The sequence below is a fragment of the Mucilaginibacter arboris genome (genome assembly GCF_009754915.1).
Classification (GTDB): Bacteria; Bacteroidota; Bacteroidia; order Sphingobacteriales; family Sphingobacteriaceae; genus Mucilaginibacter_A; species Mucilaginibacter_A arboris.
In genome coordinates, this window is record NZ_WPIK01000010.1 from 108,206 (window position 1) to 126,338 (window position 18,133).

Below are 18,133 nucleotides of genomic sequence, written 5' to 3' on the forward strand. Positions count from 1 at the left end.
GCAAAAGTAATATATGAATTTAACATATAAAAAGAGCATGGGTCAGGCTTAGGTAAATACTGAAGCAACAACACTTATCTCTAATGAGGTTTAGGATCTGTTTAAAATTTATTCCCCATTTTTTGTATGCTTCTTTTTTGGCTAAAGCCGCTACCTGCGTTTATACAACCCACGGCCTAAAGGCCGTGGCAATTTCAAAGCTTGGTTTTACGACAGATTTTCTGTTTGTCGATACCAATCGCCCTGTATAGATAAGAGCTCCCAGTCAGGTTTAAATTACAGTTGCCACGGCCTTCAGGCCGTGGACAAAGGATAACCGACAACAGGCTTTAGCCAAAAAACCAAAAGCACAGGGCATTTAAAATTTATGGCATAAAAGGAGCATCAAACAAAAGGACAAAATTTAAACAGGCCCTTAAATTTGCAGACACTATTTCTGCAAATGATAGTCATTTTATAACTTTTTTTATCTTTAAAAAGAAATAGTAAAAGTAATTTCTACATTAGCCTTTACAACCAGTTAACTTTTTATAATCTTCTTATTTTAATTTATGGCCAGCAACGTGTATGATGCTATTGTTATTGGTTCCGGTATTTCTGGCGGCTGGGCCGCCAAAGAACTTACGGAAAAGGGGCTAAAAACCATCCTTTTAGAACGCGGTAGAAATATTGAGCACATCAAAGATTATGTAAATGCCAATAAAGCGCCTTGGGAGTTTCCGCACCGCGGAGGTAAAACCCAGGAAATGATCAAGGATTATCCCGTTTTAAGCAGAGATTATACTTTGAACGAAATGAACCTCGATTACTGGACAAATGAAAAGGAAAGCCCTTATGTCGAAGTAAAACCGTTTGATTGGTTTCGCGGCTATCATGTTGGCGGACGCTCTTTAATGTGGGGCAGGCAATCTTACCGCTGGAGCGATTATGATTTTGAAGCGAATGCTAAAGATGGTATTGCTATTGACTGGCCTATCCGTTACAAGGATTTAGCTCCCTGGTACAGTTATGTAGAAAAATTTGCAGGAATTAGTGGCAACCGCGATGGCTTGCCGCAATTGCCGGATGGCGATTTTATGCCGCCTATGGAAATGAACGTGGTAGAAAAAGACGTAGCTGCACGTATCAAATCACATTATAAAAATATGCGCCACATGGTTATTGGAAGAGTAGCCAATATTACCGAAGCGCTTAAAAACAGGACTAACTGCCAATATAGAAATAAATGCTGGCTGGGTTGCCCTTTTGGTGCTTATTTCAGCACGCAATCTTCTACTTTGCCAGCAGCTGTGGCCACGGGTAATTTAACGCTTCGCCCGTTTTCTATCGTTACTAAAATTTTGTATGATAAAAACAGCAAGAAGGCAACCGGAGTGGAAGTGCTTGATGCAGAAACCAATCAAACTTACGAGTACAAAGCGAAAGTAATTTTCCTGAATGCTTCTACCTTAAACTCTGCCTGGGTTTTAATGAATTCTGCTACCGATGTCTGGCCGGATGGTTTAGGCAGCAGCAGTGGCGAACTGGGCCATAATTTAATGGACCATCACTTTCGTTGTGGTGCAAAAGGCAGGGTTGAAGGGTTTGAAGATAAATACTACTTTGGCCGCCGTGCCAATGGTATTTATGTACCCCGTTTCCGCAATTTATTTGGTGATAAAAGAGATTATATCCGCGGTTTTGGATACCAGGGAAGTGCGAGCAGGGAAGGCTGGAGCCGTGAAATTGCCGAAATGAATATTGGCGGAGATTTTAAAGATGCACTATCAGAACCAGGAAGCTGGACGATGGGTTTAGGTGCCTTTGGCGAAACGCTGCCTTATCATGAAAACCGTACTTATCTCGATAAAACAAAAAAAGATAAATGGGGACTGCCGGTTTTGGCAATGGACGCAACCATTAAAGATAACGAGCAGAAAATGCGTGTAGATATGATGCAGGATGCCAAAGAAATGATGGAAATTGCCGGTTTAAAAGATGTAAAAGTTTATAATAATGGTTATAATTTAGGTGGAGGTATCCACGAAATGGGAACTGCACGTATGGGCCTTGATCCGAAAACCTCCGTATTAAACAAGCACAACCAGGTTTGGGATGCAACCAATGTTTACGTAACAGATGGTGCTGCCATGACATCGGCTGCTTGCCAGAACCCTTCGCTTACTTATATGGCACTTACCGCCCGTGCTGTTGACCATGCTGTTGGTGAAATGAAAAAGTTGAATGTTTGATACTGAAATTTAAGTGATAAAAGAAGCATTTTATTCTCATGACTAAAGAAAACGATCAGCAAAAAACAGTAAACCGGCGCATTTTTATAAAAAATGCTGCAATTACTGCTGCGGCTTTTACCATCGTTCCGCGCTTTGTTTTAGGCGGAAAAGGATACACAGCACCAAGTGATAAATTGATAATTGCCGGCATCGGCGTTGGTGGAAAAGGTGAAAGTGATCTAACCAATTTTTATAAAAGCGGTAAGGCTGAAATTGGTTTTTTGTGTGATGTGGACGATCGTCGTGCTGCAAAATCTGTAGCAAGTTTTCCGAAAGCAAAATACTACAAAGACTGGCGGAAACTTTTTGATAAAGAAGCAAAACACATAGATGCGGTTTCAGTATCAACACCAGATCATAACCATGCCATTATTACTTTGGCTGCCATGCAACACCACAAACATGTGTACGTGCAAAAGCCGTTAACACATGATATTTACGAAGCGCGGATGTTAACGGAAGCAGCTAAGAAATATAAAGTGGTAACCCAAATGGGCAACCAGGGCGCATCGAATGACGGAACACGGCAATTAACAGAATGGTACGATAATGATTTGATTGGAGATGTGCATACGGTTTACTGCTGGACAAATCGCCCGGTCTGGCCGCAAGGTATTCCATGGCCAACAACAAAAGCAGAAGTTCCTAAAGAGTTAGATTGGGATTTGTGGTTAGGCACAGCTCCTCAGAAAGATTATGTAGATAAACTAATCCCTTTTAACTGGCGCGGCTGGTGGGATTACGGTACGGGCGCTTTAGGCGATATGGGTTGCCATTTGGTAGAAGCGCCTTTCCGGGTATTGGGTTTGCAATACGCAAAAGATGTACAGGCAAGTGTGGGAAGTGTTTATGTAGATGAATTTAAACGCGGTATTTTTCCGGATAGTTGTCCGCCTTCCAGCCATATTACCCTAACTTTCCCCAAAACAAACAAAACAAAAGGAGATATAACGCTGCATTGGATGGATGGGGGCATACAGCCGGAAAGGCCTGAAGAATTAGGCGCAAACGAAAAGTTTGGCGACGACGGAAACGGAACGCTATTTATCGGTACAAAAGGAAAAATGATTGCCAGTACTTATTCTGCTGATCCTAAATTATTACCAACATCCCGCACCAATGAAGTACAGGTTAAGCAAACCATAGAGCGTGTGCCAGGCCAGGCCGAAGGCCATTACGGACAATGGGTAGAAGCATGTTTGGCAGGTTATGGCAAAAAACAAGTGAGTTCACCATTTGAAGTTGCCGGCCCGTTAACAGAAGCATTACTGATGGCAAATTTAGCAGTAAGGGGAAATGATTTAAAAGGCGGCCATATAAAAATGCTTTGGGATAACCAAAATATGAAGATTACCAATTTTGATGATGTAAACCGTTTTGTAAAACGCGATTACCGTCAGGGCTGGAATAATTTAAAAGTTTAATAACATACTGTTTTTATGCACTAAAAATATGGATAGAAGAGAAGCTGTTACCAAAATTGCCTGGCTGCTTGGCGGAACAATAGTAGGCGCCGAGCTTTTTGTACAAGGTGGATGTAAATCAACGCACGAAAAAGTAAGCGAACTATTTAGTAAAGAGCAAATTAGTTTTTTAGATGAAGTGGGCAATACTATTTTCCCTGCTACCAATACGCCTGGTGCTAAAGCTGCCGGTATTGGTAAGTTTATGGCGGTAATGGTAAAAGATTGTTATTTGCCAAAAGACCAGAAAGTGTTTACCAAAGGCTTATCCCAGTTGGATGAAGCAAGCCAGAAAAAGAACGGCAAGAAGTTTTTAGAGTCCGACCCGAAACAGCGTACAGCTTTGCTGGTAGATTTGGATAACGAGCAGAAAGCCTATCAAAAAACTAAAAAGAAAGAAGACCCGAACCATTATTTCAGGATGATGAAAGAGCTCACGATGTTAGGCTATTTCACTTCAGAAGTTGGCGCAACCAAAGCTTTACATTATTTGCCGGTTCCTGGAAAATATGATGGCGATGTGCCTTATAAAAAAGGTGAAAAAGCCTGGGCACTTTCCTAATCAATACAAAAAGTTAATAATGAGACTAAGATTAGGAATGATTGGTGGCGGACAAGGTGCTTTTATTGGTGCTGTTCATCGCATTGCTGCACGAATGGACGATCAGTATGAATTAGTTTGTGGCGCTTTCAGCAGTGATCCTGCAAAATCAAAAGCAAGCGGTTTGTTACTAAATTTGCCCGACAATCGGATTTATAATTCCTGGCAGGAACTGATCGAAAAAGAAAAGCAACTTCCGGAAAACGAACGGGTACAGGTTATCAGCATTGTTACACCAAACCATGTCCATTTTGCACCTGCAAAAGAAGCATTGGAAAATGGTTTTCATGTTATCCTGGATAAACCTGCAACTTTTTCGCTTCAGGAAGCAAAAGACTTACAGCAAGTAATTGAACAAACCGGAAATCTTTTCTGCCTCACCCATACTTATACCGGTTATCCGATGGTAAAAGAAGCAAGGCAGATTGTTTTGTCTGGCAAACTTGGAAAAATCAGAAAAGTTTATGTAGAATATCCGCAAGGCTGGTTAAGTAAATTTGAAGAAGGAACAGACAATAAACAAGCATCCTGGCGCACAGACCCGACAAAAAGCGGCATTGCCGGGGCAATGGGCGATATTGGCACACATGCTTTTAATTTATGCGAATATGTTTCCGGTTTACAAATTGAAAAGCTTTGTGCTGATATAAATATAATGGTACAAGGCCGTCAGTTAGATGATGACGGTGCCGTATTGTTAAAATTCAGCAACGGAGCAAGCGGTATTTTAGTAGCCACGCAAGTTGCTGCCGGAGAAGAAAACAATGTTAAAATAAGAGTTTACGGAGAAAAAGGAGGATTAGAGTGGCAACAGGCAGATGCAAATACTTTAAAGGTAATGCTGCTCGACAAACCGGTAGAAATCTGGCGTACGGGCGGAGGTTATACCAGTTCTTTTGCGCAACAAAATACACGGACACCTGCTGGCCATCCCGAAGGTTACCTGGAAGCTTTTGCCAATCTTTATAAAAATTTCGCTTTTACTATAAAAGCAGGTTTAGAAGGAAAAAAGCCTGAAAAAGAATGGTTGGATTTTCCGGGAATTGAAGAAGGCGTGCGCGGAATGGCATTTATAGAAAACGTAATTGCTTCCGGCAAATCAGAAAAAAAATGGACTGATTTTACCATATAATTTACTATGACTACTTTATTAGGCCCAGCTATATTTTTAGCACAATTTATTGGTGATGAAGCACCTTTTAACAGTTTAGATGCTATTTGTCGCTGGGCTGCCGATCTTGGTTTTCAGGGCATCCAGTTACCTACTAACAATGCTTCTTTTATCGACCTAAAATTAGCAGCAGAAAGTAAAACATATGCGGATGACTTGAAAGGAAAAGTAAATAGTTTCGGGTTAGAAATAACGGAACTATCAACGCATTTACAGGGACAGTTAGTTGCTGTAAATCCTGTTTACGATACTTTATTTGATGCTTTCGCGCCTGAGCAATATCGTAACAATCCAAACGCCCGGAAAGAATGGGCAATTCAGCAATTAAAATATGCCGCAAAAGCATCACAGAATTTAGGATTAAAAGCACATGCTACTTTTAGCGGTGCTTTATTATGGCCGATGGTTTATCCCTGGCCGCAACGGCCGGCTGGTTTGGTAGAAACTGGTTTTACAGAATTAGCAAATCGATGGTTACCTATTTTAAATGAGTTTGATGAATGCGGAATAGATTTATGTTATGAAATCCATCCGGGAGAAGACCTGCATGATGGCATAAGCTACGAAATGTTCTTGGAAAAAGTGAATAACCATCCTCGTGCCTGCCTGCTTTATGATCCTTCGCATTTTGTATTGCAGTGTTTGGATTACTTGGCTTACATCGACAATTACCACGAACGCATTAAAATGTTTCATGTAAAAGATGCAGAATTTAACCCAACAGGAAAACAAGGCGTTTACGGCGGTTACCAAAATTGGATTGATCGTGCCGGCCGTTTCCGTTCTTTAGGCGATGGCCAGGTTGATTTCAAAGCTATTTTTAGTAAAATGGCTGCTTACGATTACAAAGGCTGGGCAGTTTTAGAATGGGAGTGCGCACTTAAAAATCAGAAAGACGGCGCTAGGGAAGGGGCAGAATTTATCAGAAACCATATTATCCGGGTAACCGACAAAGCATTTGATGATTTTGCCGCTTCCGGTGCGGATGCTTCTTTTAACAGAACTTTATTAGGAATATAAATTAAATACAAACTATTGTAGTTGTAAAGGAAATCAGACGAAAAGCTTTTCTCGATAATACTTCAGCAGCTTCAAAAATTAAATTATCACCATGAAAAAAACAGCTATTATCCTTAGCCTTTGTGCCGTTATTGCCGCATGCAGTAACAATAAGTCTGATCAAAATGTAAGCAACGACAGTACAACAGCAGCCAATCAAAGCGCAAAAAGCCAGGAAAGCGACGCCGATACCAATGCGACTAAAATTGGTACAGATTCTAATGCAGGCAACGCCCCTTCAAAAGGTGCACAATTAATTGCTTCGGCTGATTGTTTGGGTTGCCACAAAGAGCAGGAAAAATTAGTCGGGCCGGCTTATAAAGATGTTGCTAAAAAATATCCTTCAAACGATAAAAATATCACTTATCTGGCTAATAAAATCATTTCCGGCGGTAAAGGTGTTTGGGGCGATGTACCGATGACCCCACATCCAAATTTAGCTTTAGCTGATGCTAAGGAAATGGCAAAATATGTTCTGTCTTTAAAATAAATCCAATTTAATCTAACCTTAAACTAAACCAATTATGACTGCTGCTATCCGCACCAAGTTATCTGCCATGATGTTCCTGGAATTTTTTATCTGGGGCGGATGGTTTGTAACTTTAGGAACATATCTATTAAAAGACTTAAAAACATCCGGAATAGAAGTCGGTGCGGCTGTTACCACACAATCCATCGGCGCTATTGTTGCGCCGTTTATTATCGGTTTAATTGCCGATAAGTTTTTCTCCGCACAAAAAATCCTGGGTGTTTTGCATTTATTAGGCGGGGCGCTGCTTTGGTGGGCATCAACAGCAACAAATTTCAGTTCTTTTTACCCGGTTATTTTAGTTTACATGATTCTGTACATGCCAACGCTGGCATTGGTTAATTCTGTTTCTTTCCGGCAAATGCAAAACCCAAGTAAAGAATTTCCGCCAATCCGGGTATTAGGAACTATTGGATGGATCGTGGCAGGAGCATTAATCAGTTGGTTAAACTGGGACAAACAAGGCGGAGAAGCAGCATTGGTAAACACTTTTAAAATGGCTGCTATTGCATCTGTTGTGCTTGGTTTATTCAGTTTTACGCTGCCTTCAACACCTCCTGTTAAACGTGGGGAAAGTACAACTATTGGCGAAATTTTAGGTTTGGATGCTATCCGTTTGCTTAAAAACAGTTCTTATCTCATTTTTTTTATTGCTTCTATAGCCATTTGTATTCCGCTTGCATTCTATTATGGTTTTGCCAATCCTTTTTTCCAGGAAAAAGGCATGCAGGCAACAACGGTAACGCAATCACTTGGGCAGGTATCAGAAATATTATTTATGGTGATGATCCCTTTCTTTTTTGTAAGGTTAGGTGTTAAAAAAATGCTTGCTGTAGGAATGCTGGCCTGGGCTTTACGCTACGTTTTGTTTGCCTATGGCGATGCCAATTCCAATTACTGGATGCTAATTTTAGGTATTGTTTTACATGGCGTTTGTTATGATTTCTTCTTCGTTACCGGACAAATTTATACGGATAACCTGGCAGGAGAACGTTTTAAAAGTGCCGCCCAGGGTTTTATTACTTTAGCTACTTATGGTGTCGGAATGCTGATTGGTTCTTTAATTGCCGGACGTATTGTTGATCAATATAAAACATCAGAAACAGCCCATAACTGGCAAACCATTTGGCTGATACCGGCAGGAATAGCCGCAGTAGTTATGGTTTTGTTCCTCTTATTTTTTAGGGATAAAAACAGCATGGCAACTGATCCTGCTTTGAACCTCGACGAGCAAAAAGATATGCGTTTAGATGTTTAACCGATAAAATTATGGCATCAAAACAAAACCGCCGTTCTGCTATCAAAAACTTACTTGCCGGTACAGCAACTGTTGCTGCCGGCAGTACAATTGCTTCTTTTACCACACTAAAAATGGAACCCTTAGCACTTAAAGGAAACATCAATCATTCGGTTTGCCGTTGGTGCTATAATGATTTATCGTTGGATGAACTTTGCATACAGGCAAAAAAAATCGGTATTAAAGGAATCGATCTGATCGGTCCAAAAGAATGGCCAATCCTGAAAAACCATGGAATGGATTCACCCATGTGCAACGGTGCCGAGATTAGTTTGACGGAAGGTTTCAACAATAAAAAATACCACGAAACTTTGGTGAAGAATTATTCTGAGATGATTCCGCTGGTTGCAAAAGCCGGATACAAAAACCTGATCTGTTTCAGCGGAAGCAGGGAAGGTATGGATAACGAAACCGGCTGGAACAATTGTGTAGAAGGTTTAAAAAAAGTAATTGGCCTGGCCGAAAAACACAAAGTGGTGCTGGTAATGGAACTGCTAAACAGTAAAATTAACCATAAAGATTACCAGTGCGACCGTACTTCATGGGGCGGAGAATTAGCTAAAAGAATGGGTTCTGAAAATTTTAAATTGCTGTTCGATATTTACCACATGCAAATTGACGAAGGCGATATCATCAGAAATATTACAGATTATCATCAATACATTGCGCATTACCATACTGGCGGCGTGCCGGGCAGAAATGAGATTGATGATACTCAGGAATTATATTATCCGGCTATTATGCGGGCAATTGTAAAAACCGGCTTTAAAGGTTATGTGGCCCAGGAGTTTATTCCGAAGCAAAAAGATAAAATTGCATCGCTAAAAAAAGCAATTGAAATATGTGATGTGTAAGTTCCAGTTTCCAATTATAAAACCTATTGACCAAGAATGACAACAAGAAGAAGTTTTTTAGCACAAACCAGTTTTGCTGCTGCTGCCCTGTGGCTTCAGCCAGATTTACTTTTTGCCAAACCTGCTTATAAAGTTGGCTTGCAATTGTATAGCTTACGCGATGAAATTGGTAAAGATATAAAAGGAGTAATTGCAAAAGCTGCAAAAGCTGGCTATCAGGAACTGGAAACTTTTGGTTACGATAAAGAAAAAGGATTTTTTGGTTTAAGCCCGAAAGAGTTTAAACAAACTTTAGCAGACAATGGAATGGTTACGCCAAGTGGCCATTACGGGATTGATCCGTTTTTAAATGGCGGAAGCAGTGATGACCTGAAAACTTATATTGAAGTTGCTAAAACAGCAGGCCAAAGTTATTTAACCGTTCCTTATTTAGGTGCAGATATGCGCAAATCGGTGGACGACTTTAAAAAGCTTGCATCAAATATGAACAAGGCAGCAGAACTTTGTAAGCAATCAGGTTTAAAATTAGCTTATCATAATCATGATTTTGAATTTAAGCCAATTGATGGAACCATGTTGTATGATGTTTTGCTAAAAGAAACCGATCCAAAATTAGTGAGTTTTGAAATGGATATTTATTGGGTTGTACGCGCAGGCCAAGACCCAGAAAAGTTAATTAAAGCATATCCCGGCCGTTTTCCAATGTGGCACATTAAGGATATGGATAAAACCAAGCCTGAATTAAATACCGAGATTGGCAGCGGCAGCATTGATTTCAAAAAGATTTTTGCTTTGGCACAAGTTTCAGGGTTGAAGCATATTTTTATGGAACAGGAAAATTTTACCAATATCGATCCTTATCAAAGCATCGCCCAAAGCTCAACTTACATCAAAAACGAACTGCTTAAATAAATTTAGTTCATGCTTCTTTTATCTGCAAAAAATATGCGTAAATCTATTTTGTTGACAACCATTTTAGCAGGGGGTTTTTTTATGGCCAATGCACAACAAACTGCAAAACATGAAGATACCGAGTTTTACGAACCTGTTCCGCCTGTAGTAACTCCCGGAAAAACCAATACCGATCCGCCTTCAGACGCGATCATCTTGTTTAGCAAAGGCAACCTTAACCAATGGGTTTCTACGGAAGATAATAGTAAACCGGCTGACTGGACTGTGGAAGGCGATTATTTTACGGTTAAAAAAGGAACGGGAAATATTGAAACGAAGAGAAAATTTAGCAATTACCAGTTGCATGTGGAGTGGAAAATCCCAACAAATATTACCGGTGAAGGCCAGCTTCGTGGAAACAGCGGTGTTTTTTTAGCTTCTACCGGAAAAGGCGATGCAGGTTACGAACTGCAAATCCTGGATTCGTACAACAACAAAACTTATGTAAACGGGCAGGCAGGCAGTATCTATAAACAATTTATTCCGCTGGTAAACGCAAACAAAAAACCAGGCGAGTGGCAAACGTACGATGTAATCTGGCAGGCGCCAACTTTTAAAACAGACGGTTCTGTTAATACACCTGCAACTGTAACGGTTATATTTAATGGCGTATTGGTGCAAAACCATATTGTTTTAAAAGGAGAAACGCTTTATGTTGGCCAGCCGGTTTACAAAGCTTACAGTGGCGGCGCACCTATTAAATTGCAAGCCCATGGTGATAAAAGTGAACCAATTAGCTATCGTAATATTTGGGTGAGGGAATTGTAAATGCAGGTAAATTTTAGGCCGGTAAAAGAAGCATGAGGTTTATGCCCGCTTCTTATTCTTCAGCCTGAAACAGCTAAACAACATAAAAACTTAAAGTACACAGATGATGAACAGGCGATCTGCTATTAAAAACATGACCATTTTAGCCAGTGGTGTTTTTCTTTTTCCTTCGTGTTTAAAGCATGAGGACGGAAAGGTTTCGATCAAGCTAAATAAAATGCACATTAACGCTGCGCAGGAAAAACTGGTTGCAAATGTTGCCGAAACGATCATTCCGCAAACAGATTCTCCCGGTGCTAAGGCTTTAAATGTGCATCAGTTTGTATTGAAGATGATGGACGATTGCCATAATAAAAAAGACCAGGACAATTTTATAAAAGGATTGGCGCAACTGGAAGATTTTACAAAAGCACGTTATAAACATTCTTTTGCTGAATGTACACCAAAACAACGGGAAGATGTATTGCTCAGCATAGAGCAAAACAAGCAGACAGAACCTGCTTTAACAGCTTTTTACCAGATGCAAAAGCAGTTAACGGTGCAGGGTTACGGCATGTCTAAATATGTTATGACAACAAAACTTCCTTACGAACTGGTTCCGGGAAGGTACAATGGTTATTTTCCTGTTAAAAATTTAAAAAATCACGCTAAAAATGGCTAATCTTAATATAGACAGCATTAAGACACAAACTTTTGATGCTATTGTAATTGGTTCTGGAATGAGCGGTGGCTGGGCAGCAAAAGAACTGACCGGAAAAGGACTTAAAACGTTAATGATAGAACGGGGCCGGGATGTAAAGCATATTAAAGATTATCCAACTACAAACAAATATCCCTGGGAATTTGAACATCGCGGAGAAATTCCGCTGGATATTCGCGAAGCAAACCCTTCTGTAAGCAGGTGTTATGCTTTCCGTGAAGATGCGGAACATTTTTTTGTAAAAGATACAGACCATCCTTATGTTCAAACTAAACCTTTTGATTGGATCCGCGGCTATCAGGTTGGAGGAAAATCATTGCTTTGGGCAAGGCAAACACAACGCTGGAGCGATTTTGATTTTGAAGGGCCTGCACGTGATGGTTTTGCTGTAGATTGGCCTATCCGTTATAAAGATATTGCTCCCTGGTATAGTTATGTAGAAAAGTTTGCCGGTATTTCGGGAAACCGCGATGGTATTGATAATTTGCCTGACGGCGAATTTTTACCAGCTTATCCGCTTAGTTGTGTGGAAGATTACTTTAAAAAACAAGTAAACGCTAACTATAAAAACAGGCATGTTATCAGTGCCCGTTGTGCGCATTTATCAAAACCCAACAAAATTCATTACGATCAGGGCAGAGGCCAATGCCAGAACCGGGTTTTATGCCAGCGCGGTTGCCCGTTTGGTGGATATTTTAGCGCAAATTCGTCAACTATTCCATGGGCAGAAAAATCGGGTAATTTAACCATGCGTACTAACGCAGTTGTGCAAGCTATAATTTACGATGAACAAAAAGGCAAAGCCACAGGTGTAAGGGTGATTGATGCCCACACTAAAGAAACAACAGAGTACTATGCTAAAATTATTTTTGTAAACGCAGCCGCCATCAATACTAATTTATTGTTGCTCAATTCAACTTCAAACCGTTTTCCAAATGGTTTAGGTAATGATAGCGGTTTGTTAGGCAAATACGTTGCTTTTCATAACTATCGGGCAAGGATTAATGCAGAATACGATGGGTTTAAAGATCTGACAATAGATGGCAGAAACCCCGCAGGCGGAGGTTACATGCCGCGTTTCAGAAATGTTTATAAACAGGAAACGGACTTTTTGCGCGGCTACGCAGCAGGTTTTGGTTCTTACAGAAGTTCTATTGCCGATTCAAAAGGCGTTGGCAGCAGTTTTAAAGAAAACATGCTGCATCCGCAATTATCGCCCTGGAAAGTTGGGTCGCACATGATGGGGGAAACAATCCCAAAAGAAACAAACTTTGTAAGATTGGATAAAAACCGGAAAGACGATTGGGGAATGCCGCTGCTTGATATTTCTATCGCTTATGATGACAATGATGAAAAAATGGTGAAAGATTTCTTTGAACAGTTTACAGAAATGTACACCAAGGCTGGTTTTACAAATATCAAGATCAGTGATTCGCATCAGGCACCTGGTTTAGATATTCATGAAATGGGCGGCGTAAGAATGGGCAAAGACCCAAAAACCTCCCTGCTAAATAAATGGAACCAGTTGCACGAATGCAAAAATGTTTTTGTAACGGATGGCGCCTGCATGACTTCCACTTCATCACAAAACCCTTCGCTTACTTATATGGCTTTAACTGCCCGCGCTGCTGATTATGCTGTTGACCAGTTAAACCGGAAGGAACTGGCCTGATGCTTCTTTTATGCCGATAATTTGATTAATAAAGTAACATCAATTAAAAACTAAAATCTTGAAAAGAAGCTCTTTTATTAAAACTGCTGTAACTGCAGGATTAACAGCTAATGTTTTATCGGCTGTTGCAGATGTAGATGCTCAGAAAAAAACAGCTACCGAATTTTATGAGTTGAGGGTTTATAAACTGAAAGACCAGGCCCAGCAAAAACTGGTGGAAGATTATTTTCAGCAGGCAGCCATTCCGGCATTAAATAAATTAGGAAGCAAAAATATCGGTGTGTTTACAGAAATGAAACCGGAAGGGCAAACGCGCATTTTTGTGCTGATACCTTTTGCCTCTTTAGAAGCTTTTTTAAAAGTTCAGGATAATTTATTAAAAGATGCAACTTATCAAAAAGCAGGTGCGGCATATTTGCAAGCGCAGGCAACAGGCCCGGCTTACGACCGGATAGAAAGTTCCCTTTTGCAGGCTTTTGCATCTACCCCAAAACTAATGGCACCTGAAAAAAAGGAACGTTTTTTTGAATTGAGACGATATGAAAGCGCAAGCGAACTCACCGGGAAAAAGAAGATCGAGATGTTTAACGAGGCGGGAGAAGCAGCCATATTTAAAAGGCTCAATTTTAAACCGGTATTTTTTGCGGAAACTTTGATTGGAGAGATGCGGCCGAATTTAACTTACCTAATTACGTTTGACAACATGGAAGACCACGATGCTAAATGGAAGGCCTTTGGCAGCGATCCGGATTGGAAAAGGATCAGTTCCATGCCCGAATATTCAGACAAAAAAAATGTTTCCCGCATTACCTCCACGTTTCTTGTTCCGGCTCCTTACTCTCAAATATAAGTGTTCATACTGTTTTTACCATGCTAATTTTGTACTGGTAAAAGCAGTATTTGTGTTTATATATACAAGCTTAAATTTCTATAATTGAAAAGCATTTCCTTTGATGCTAACCAATCAATAAACCATTTTAATACTTAAATCATGACTACCAGACGTTCGTTTATCAAATCTTCTGCTGTTTATTCTGCCAGTTTGTTAGTAGCACCAAGTTTACTAAATTACAACCATAAATACATTGGCCTGCAATTATATACGGTGCGGGATGCTATGCAAAGCGATCCTGCCGGTACATTGGCACGTGTAGCTAAAATTGGATACAATTCTGTAGAGGGTGCAACTTATACCGGCACGCAAAAGTTTTATGGGATGGAAGCGCCAGCATTTTCGCGCTTGCTAAAACAAAATGGATTGGTAATGTTAAGCAGCCATTATCGCTTAGGCGAGGAAAAAGCAAATGGCGAAACCGTAAAAGGAACGTTAATGACAGACTGGGACAAAGCCGTGGATGATGCTGCCGCTGTTGGTATCAAATACATGGTTTGTGCTTTTTTGGCAGAATCAGAACGCGGAGGGTTAGACCATTACAAACAAATAGCAGAACAGTTTAACAAAGCAGGCGAAAGGTGTAAAAAAGCCGGTATCCAGCTTTGTTACCATAACCATGCTTTTGAGTTTGATAAACAGGGCGGCAAATACCCTTATGAAATATTGCTGGATGATACAGACAAAAACCTGGTAAAAATGGAAATGGATATTTACTGGGTAAGCAAAGCAGGGCAGGACCCAATTGCTATCATCAACCAGCATCCGGGCCGTTTTCCACTATGGCATGTAAAAGATATGGACAAAACGCCGGAACATAATTTTACAGAAGTTGGAAATGGTTCTATCGATTTTAAAAAAATATTTAAATATGCCGATAAAGCCGGTTTACAATATTTTTTTGTAGAACAGGATAAAACCCCCGGCGATCCGTTTAACAGCATCGCCCAAAGTATTAACTACATCAAAAAAAACCTGGTGTAAAAAGTATTAGAAGGTAAGCCTTTTTGCCGCCTTTCTATTGTTTAGACAAGTCTGCCAGTGGCTTCCCTCTCCTTTGGAGAGGGGCCGAGGCTTATAATAAACATTTTTATGCCATAAAAGAAGCATCAAAAGAGAAAACCCTACACAACTTCAAAATTAAATCCTTTGGCCCCTGTTGTTAAACATAATAAAATGGCAGGCTTTTTTACCGATAAAAAACAGTATGAAAACAAAGCATCTATTTAAAACAGCTTTACCGGTGCTGGTATCGCTGTTGTCTTATGCTGCATCAGCACAAAAAATTGGAATATTTGACGGGCAGGCCGATGTTGGCAAAAATGTAAAACCTGGTTCGGGTACTTTTATCCCGCAAACGCAGCAGTATGTTATTTCTGGTGCCGGTTATAATATTTGGTTCGATCATGATGAATTCCATTATGTATGGAAGAAAATGAAAGGCGATTTTATACTCTACACCAAAGCAGAATTTGCGGGCTGGAACGGGGTAGAAGAACACCGGAAAGTTGGCTGGATGGTACGTAAAAGTTTAGACGGAAATTCGGCACAAATTAACGCGGTAGAACATGGCGACGGTTTAACTTCTTTGCAATTCAGAAGGACAGCAGGTGCAACAACCGAAGAAATAAAATCTAAAATTAACCATGCCAACATTATCCAGTTAGAAAGAAAAGGCAATACTTACACCATGCGCGTAGCAAAATACGGCGAACCTTTTGTTACTGAAGAAGTATCCGATTTAGATTTAGGCGATGACGTTTATGTTGGGTTATTTGTTGGTTCACACAATGCTGATGTTGCCGAAACGGGTATTTTCCGTGATGTTCGTATTACCGTTCCGTTTGCAGGAAATGCCGATCAACGGACACAAATGACTTTGGGCAGTAACCTCGAACTAATGGAAATAGCAACCGGAAACCGGGAGATCATTTATACTGTTCCTTATTCTATCCAGGCACCTAACTGGACTAAAGACGGTAAAAGCCTTATTTTTAACGATAGCAAAGGCTTACTGTACAACTTTGACCTGGCTAACCGTCAGCCTAAATTGTTAAACACGGGCGACGTTAAAAACAACAATAACGACCATGTTCTTTCTTTTGATGGAAAAATGCTCGGCCTAAGCAGTTCGGTAAATACTTTGGGCGGGTCTATTGTTTACACGGTTCCGGTTACTGGCGGAACACCAAAACAAATTACACCCAAAGGGCCTTCTTACCTGCATGGCTGGTCGCCGGATGGCAAAAGCTTGGTTTTCTGCGGAGAAAGGGACGGCGAATTTGACGTATATAAAGTACCTGCAACCGGCGGAAAAGAAGTTAGGTTAACTACTGAAAAAGGTTTAGATGACGGGCCAGAATACACGCCCGATGGCAAATATATCTACTTTAATTCTGTTCGTTCTGGCTTGATGCAGATTTGGCGGATGAAACCCGACGGCAGCGAACAGGAGCAGGTAACCAAAGACGATTATGATAACTGGTTTGCACATATTTCTCCGGACGGAAAATCCATGGTGTTTTTATCTTTTCTAAAAACAGAAGTAGAACCTGGCATTCATCCGCCTTACAAACATGTTTATATCCGGATGTTGCCCATTAGCGGGCAAGGAACGCCAAAAGTGCTGGCTTATATTTATGGCGGGCAAGGTTCTATCAACACACCTTCCTGGTCGCCTGATAGCAAGCATATTGCTTTCATTAGCAACAGCGATATGAGCAAGTAAATTTTTTGCTGGTAAAAATAGTATCAACAACAAAGGCGGCCAGATTTGGCCGCCTTTGTTGTTTCAATAAAAATTATGGTTTACTTGTTGTGGTAACAGGCTGTAAAATGTGTGTATCAGAAAGCCAGTCGGCCATGCGTTGCGGCCATGTATTGATCGATTTTAATTTAGAACGGTTGCCCATATTAAAGCCATGGTCACCATGCGCAAACAAGTGCATTTCTACAGGTACTTTAGCAGCACGGTAACGTTCAAGCAATTGGATAATACTGATGGAACAGCAGGCATCATCATTGGCAGCCGTTAAAAAAACAGGAGGTGCATCGGATGGAATAGTTTCCGGAATATATTTAGGCCCCGGATAAACCAGCATTAAAAAATCAGGACGGCCGTTTAAGCGGTCAATCGGGTCAAGCGCTTTCGGGTTTCCTTTTCCGGGTGCAAAAGCAATCATGTCTGCTACTTCGCCACCGGCAGAAAAGCCAAGCATGCCAATCCGGTTAGTATCCAAACCAAATTCTTTTGCCCGGCTTCTTACCAGCCGCATTGCACGGTAAGCATCCTGTTTTGGATGAATATCCACACTGTACGGCGAGTTTTCTTCGCGGCCTAACCGGTACTTCAATACAAAAGCAGCAATACCTAAACTGTTTAAAAACCGGGCTGGTTCTACGCCTTCTGCAGTATATACTAATAAACTGTGTCCGCCGCCGGGGCAAATAATTACGGCTGCACCGGTAGCTTTTTCTTTTGGAGGCAGAAAAGCAGTAACAGAAGGGTTATTTATATTTTTTACCCAGTAATCTTTAGCTTCTTCCGGAATGTTGCGCCTGCTTTCAAAACCCGGCGCACCTTTTGGCCAAAGCGGGATTACTTGCGGCTGGGTTTGTGCAGGTGCCTTTATTGTTAAAAGAAACAGCAGTAAACCAGGTGCAGCAAGTTTGAGGGGAAATAATAATCTGAGCATATTGCGTTTATTAGGTTTAAGATAAATGTACAAGCAATAAAATAGTTTTTAACAAACCTGAGCGGATTAAATTTTTCAAGGTAAAATAGGCTTTATTTTCTTTAAAATCAGAATTAAATTATAATGCCTTATTTGGTAAGATATACTTCTTTTAATGGCAAAAAATTAAGATAAAAACCTGTTAATTTGCTATTTAAAAAAGAAACGT

General features: G+C 40.5%; 16 protein-coding genes. 15 read left to right on the plus strand and 1 reads right to left on the minus strand.

What is annotated here, in order from left to right; genetic code table 11:
* The first annotated feature begins 551 nt into the window (after positions 1 to 551).
* The 15 genes from GO621_RS12490 to GO621_RS12560 all read left to right on the plus strand — a co-directional run bounded on the left by GO621_RS12490 (position 552) and on the right by GO621_RS12560 (position 16,958).
* On the plus strand, positions 552 to 2,231 hold the full coding sequence (locus tag GO621_RS12490; protein ID WP_157567504.1) for a GMC oxidoreductase: 1,680 nt from the start codon (positions 552 to 554) through the stop codon (positions 2,229 to 2,231).
* Positions 2,232 to 2,269: 38 nt separating this feature from the next.
* On the plus strand, positions 2,270 to 3,697 hold the full coding sequence (locus GO621_RS12495; RefSeq protein ID WP_157567506.1) for a Gfo/Idh/MocA family protein: 1,428 nt from the start codon (positions 2,270 to 2,272) through the stop codon (positions 3,695 to 3,697).
* Positions 3,698 to 3,725: 28 nt separating this feature from the next.
* Positions 3,726 to 4,298, plus strand: coding sequence for a gluconate 2-dehydrogenase subunit 3 family protein (locus GO621_RS12500; protein ID WP_157567508.1), 573 nt, complete (start codon positions 3,726 to 3,728; stop codon positions 4,296 to 4,298).
* Between the two features lie 19 nt (positions 4,299 to 4,317).
* Entirely contained in the window at positions 4,318 to 5,469 is a 1,152-nt protein-coding gene (locus GO621_RS12505; protein WP_232335649.1) for a Gfo/Idh/MocA family protein, read from the plus strand.
* Positions 5,470 to 5,475: 6 nt separating this feature from the next.
* The gene (locus GO621_RS12510; RefSeq protein ID WP_157567510.1) at positions 5,476 to 6,528 is read left to right on the plus strand and encodes a sugar phosphate isomerase/epimerase family protein; all 1,053 of its coding nucleotides are present in this window, start codon (positions 5,476 to 5,478) and stop codon (positions 6,526 to 6,528) included.
* 91 nt (positions 6,529 to 6,619) lie between these two features.
* Positions 6,620 to 7,057 carry a c-type cytochrome gene (locus GO621_RS12515; RefSeq protein WP_157567511.1) on the plus strand — a complete coding sequence of 146 codons (438 nt, stop codon included), beginning with the start codon at positions 6,620 to 6,622 and terminating at the stop codon, positions 7,055 to 7,057.
* Positions 7,058 to 7,091: 34 nt separating this feature from the next.
* Positions 7,092 to 8,354, plus strand: a complete 1,263-nt coding sequence (locus tag GO621_RS12520) for a nucleoside permease (RefSeq protein ID WP_157567513.1) — start codon at positions 7,092 to 7,094, stop codon at positions 8,352 to 8,354.
* 11 nt (positions 8,355 to 8,365) lie between these two features.
* Positions 8,366 to 9,247, plus strand: coding sequence for a hydroxypyruvate isomerase family protein (locus tag GO621_RS12525; RefSeq protein WP_157567515.1), 882 nt, complete (start codon positions 8,366 to 8,368; stop codon positions 9,245 to 9,247).
* A gap of 36 nt (positions 9,248 to 9,283) precedes the next feature.
* Positions 9,284 to 10,159 carry a sugar phosphate isomerase/epimerase family protein gene (locus tag GO621_RS12530; RefSeq protein ID WP_157567517.1) on the plus strand — a complete coding sequence of 292 codons (876 nt, stop codon included), beginning with the start codon at positions 9,284 to 9,286 and terminating at the stop codon, positions 10,157 to 10,159.
* Positions 10,160 to 10,168: 9 nt separating this feature from the next.
* Positions 10,169 to 10,966: a 3-keto-disaccharide hydrolase gene (locus GO621_RS12535; protein ID WP_232335650.1), complete on the plus strand. Its 798-nt coding sequence runs from the start codon at positions 10,169 to 10,171 to the stop codon at positions 10,964 to 10,966.
* Between the two features lie 103 nt (positions 10,967 to 11,069).
* Entirely contained in the window at positions 11,070 to 11,627 is a 558-nt protein-coding gene (locus GO621_RS12540) for a gluconate 2-dehydrogenase subunit 3 family protein (protein ID WP_157567519.1), read from the plus strand.
* Positions 11,620 to 13,338, plus strand: coding sequence for a GMC oxidoreductase (locus GO621_RS12545; RefSeq protein ID WP_157567521.1), 1,719 nt, complete (start codon positions 11,620 to 11,622; stop codon positions 13,336 to 13,338). Before GO621_RS12540 ends, GO621_RS12545 begins: the two co-directional genes overlap by 8 nt.
* 58 nt (positions 13,339 to 13,396) lie before the next feature.
* The gene (locus GO621_RS12550; protein ID WP_157567522.1) at positions 13,397 to 14,188 is read left to right on the plus strand and encodes an NIPSNAP family protein; all 792 of its coding nucleotides are present in this window, start codon (positions 13,397 to 13,399) and stop codon (positions 14,186 to 14,188) included.
* Positions 14,189 to 14,329: 141 nt separating this feature from the next.
* Positions 14,330 to 15,214, plus strand: coding sequence for a sugar phosphate isomerase/epimerase family protein (locus tag GO621_RS12555; protein ID WP_157567523.1), 885 nt, complete (start codon positions 14,330 to 14,332; stop codon positions 15,212 to 15,214).
* A 223-nt stretch (positions 15,215 to 15,437) separates the two neighbouring features.
* The gene (locus GO621_RS12560; protein ID WP_157567524.1) at positions 15,438 to 16,958 is read left to right on the plus strand and encodes a TolB family protein; all 1,521 of its coding nucleotides are present in this window, start codon (positions 15,438 to 15,440) and stop codon (positions 16,956 to 16,958) included.
* Between the two features lie 73 nt (positions 16,959 to 17,031).
* On the opposite strand, the gene GO621_RS12565 is transcribed toward GO621_RS12560, so the two are convergent.
* Complete coding sequence (locus tag GO621_RS12565; protein WP_157567525.1) at positions 17,032 to 17,925, minus strand: alpha/beta hydrolase; 894 nt, start codon at positions 17,923 to 17,925, stop codon at positions 17,032 to 17,034.
* Positions 17,926 to 18,133: the final 208 nt, after the last annotated feature.